Raw genomic sequence first — 1,494 nt, forward strand, 5'->3', positions numbered from 1 at the left:
CACCACCGCCACCGCATCCGGCGTCCGCGCCACCTGCTCCTCGAACAACACCGGCAACGGCGACCCCGCCACATCCCGCGCCGTGTCGTTCCAGCCGACGAGCAGCTGCTGCCGCTCCTCGGCCGCCAGCACGTCGACCGAGCCGATCCGGGTGTCCGGGGCGGCCGCGACCGCCTCCAGCAGACGGACCAGACGTGCGCCGATGCGCTCCACCGTGTCGCGGTCGAAGAGGTCGACCGCGTACTCGATGGACCCGTCGATGCCCGCCGCCCGGTCGGCGGCGTCGCGCGCCTCGCCCAGCGAGACGAGCAGGTCGAACTTGGCCGTCTTGAAACCGACCTGCTGTCCGGTGATCTTCACTCCGGGCAGCTCGAGCGCCGCTTCCGTGTTGTTGTGGAAGGCGAGCATCACCTGGAACAGGGGGTGGCGGGCGAGGGACCGGGCGGGGTTGAGGACCTCCACCAGCCGCTCGAACGGCACGTCCTGGTTGGCGTATGCAGCCAGGTCCGTCTCCCGTACCCGGGCCACCAGCTCACGGAAGGTGGGGTCACCCGACACATCCGTACGCAGCACCAGCGTGTTGACGAAGAACCCGACCAGGTCGTCCAGCGCCTCGTCCGTACGGCCGGCGATGGGCGATCCCAGCGGGATGTCGTCACCGGCACCGAGCCGCGACAACAGCGTGGCGAGCGCCGCCTGCACCACCATGAACACACTCGCCCGGCTCTCCCGGGCCAGCTCGGCGAGCCGCTGGTGCGTCTCGGCGGGGATGCGCACCGGCACGACGTCGCCGCGGTGGCTCGCCGCGGCCGGGCGAGGCCGGTCGGTGGGCAGGCTCAGCTCCTCGGGCAGCCCGGCCAGGGCGTGCCGCCAGTGGTCGACCTGCTGTGCGAGCGGGCTCTGCGGATCGGCCTCGTCGCCCAGGACCTCCTGCTGCCAGAGGGTGTAGTCGGCGTACTGCACCGGCAGCGGCTCCCACGCGGGAGCCGCGCCCCGGACCCGGATCGCGTACGCCTCGCCCAGGTCGCGGGCGAGCGGGGCCAGCGACCAGCCGTCACCCGCGATGTGGTGCACCACCAGCAGCAGTACGTACTCACTGCCGTTGAGCGCGAACAGCCAGGCTCTTACGGGCAGGTCCGTGGCGAGGTCGAAGCCCCGGTCGGCGGCCGACTCCAGGGCACGCGCGAGCTCGTCCTCGCCGACGCCGATCACGGGGATCTCGGGTACGGCCTCTCCGGGCTCGAGGATGCGCTGACGCGGGTCGCCGCCGACCTCGGGGAAGACGGTGCGCAGGCTCTCGTGGCGGGCGACCACGTCGGCGAGCGCCGCACGCAGCGCCGTGACGTCGAGATAGCCGGAGATGCGCACGGCCATCGGCACGTTGTAGGTGCCTTGCACGCCTTCGAAGCGGTTGAGGAACCACAGGCGGCGCTGGGCCGGGGAAAGGGGAACCTCGGCCGGACGGGACCGCGCACCCAGCGCGGTCCGGGCCCG

General features: G+C 72.5%; 1 protein-coding gene. It reads right to left on the reverse strand.

From position 1 onward, the window contains the following. A partial coding sequence (locus AB0D48_RS37405) for a condensation domain-containing protein (RefSeq protein ID WP_362407831.1) occupies nucleotides 1-1,494 on the reverse strand: 1,494 nt, incomplete at both ends.

Origin of the sequence: Streptomyces sp. NPDC048269 (genome assembly GCF_040652395.1) — a bacterium.
Taxonomy (GTDB): domain Bacteria; phylum Actinomycetota; class Actinomycetes; order Streptomycetales; family Streptomycetaceae; genus Streptomyces.